This is a genomic window from Plantactinospora sp. B24E8, from assembly GCF_039871735.1.
Lineage (GTDB): Bacteria > Actinomycetota > Actinomycetes > Mycobacteriales > Micromonosporaceae > Plantactinospora.
In genome coordinates, this window is record NZ_JBDPMH010000079.1 from 1 (window position 1) to 1,280 (window position 1,280).

2 protein-coding genes are annotated in these 1,280 nt (G+C 68.4%); one reads left to right on the plus strand and one right to left on the minus strand.

The window, feature by feature from the left end; genetic code table 11:
* Positions 1 to 40: 40 nt before the first annotated feature.
* Positions 41 to 748 (minus strand): DUF899 family protein, encoded by a 708-nt coding sequence (locus ABGB21_RS36825; RefSeq protein WP_347681768.1) that lies wholly within the window; start codon positions 746 to 748, stop codon positions 41 to 43.
* A 137-nt stretch (positions 749 to 885) separates the two neighbouring features.
* Between ABGB21_RS36825 and ABGB21_RS36830 the strand changes: the two genes are divergently transcribed.
* A partial coding sequence (locus tag ABGB21_RS36830; protein ID WP_347658667.1) for a sigma-70 family RNA polymerase sigma factor occupies positions 886 to 1,280 on the plus strand: 395 nt, incomplete at its 3' end.

Consider the following 1,280-nt stretch of genomic DNA (forward strand, 5'->3'; position numbering starts at 1 on the left):
CGCGGCCGACCCGAGCATGATCACCTTGATCATCAGGACGTCATCGCGGTGCGACGCCGGGGCGTGACCATTGCGCGGTGGGGCGGCCGTCGAGACGCCACGGGTGCCCGGTGACCCGCGGCCAGCCTTCAGGCGAGTTTTCCCAGTTCTCTTGCCGGCCGTACACCGTGAGGTCCAGGGCGTGGTAGGTGGTCATCAACGCCTCCACGCCCCGCCCGGTGGTCCAGTAGGTTTCGTAGACCTCGTCGCCGTCGCGCAGGTAGCACGCGATGAACCCGAAGTCGCGACCGTCGGCCAGAGCCGGGTCGGAGTCTCTCGCCGAATACCAGGGGAACCTGTAGCCCATGAACTCCGCGAACGGGGCACTTTCGTCGTAGGGACCCTGGCAGAACACGGCGTAGGTGACGTCCCGAGCGTGCAGGTAGTCCAGCATCTGCAGGTGACAGGTCGAGAAGGTGCACCCCTCACACTGATGCTCGTACGGTTTGCCGTCGTGCCACATGTGGAAGTAGGCGATGAGCATCCGGCGGCCCTCGAACACCTCCACCAGCGGGGTGTCCCCGCCAGGGCCCCGCACCGTCACCGTCGGCATCAGGGTCATCGGCAGCTGACGACGAGCGGCTGCGATCGCGTCTCCCTCGCGGGTATGGGCCTTCTCCCGGACCAGCAGTTCGTTGCGCTCGCGCAGCCAGGTCTCCCGGTCGACGACCGGGGGCGCGGCGGCGCCGGACGCGGGGGTTGCCGTCATGGCTGTCTCCTTCGTGGAGTGGGGTTCGGTCACAGGTACAGACGACCGAGTCGGCGATCGTCATCGGTGACCGATGACGGATGGGGTCCGCGGTCGTCAGTACGGTGGTGAGGCCCACTCAGCCCCGGGGAGATCACATGTCCGACTCGCCTGACGAGCCGGCGGTCTGGCTGCAGCGCGCCTTCGACGAGCACCGGCGTGAGCTACACGTGCACTGCTACCGCCTCGCCGGGAACGTCACCGACGCGGACGACCTGGTGCAGGAGACCTTCCTGCGTGCCTGGCGGGCTCGCGACCGCTTCGAGGGTCGGGCGTCGGCGCGCACCTGGCTCTACCGGATCGCCACGAACGTCTTCCTCGACAGCCGCAAGGCGGCCGGTCACCGGACGGTACCGTATGGTGACCCGCTGGAGTGGTCCACCGAGCTCGGTCCCTATCCCGACGCCCTGCTGGCCGACGATCCGCAGACCGGTCTCGCCGCCCGGGAGACCGTCGAGCTGGCCGTGATCGCAGCGCTCATGTACCTGCCGCC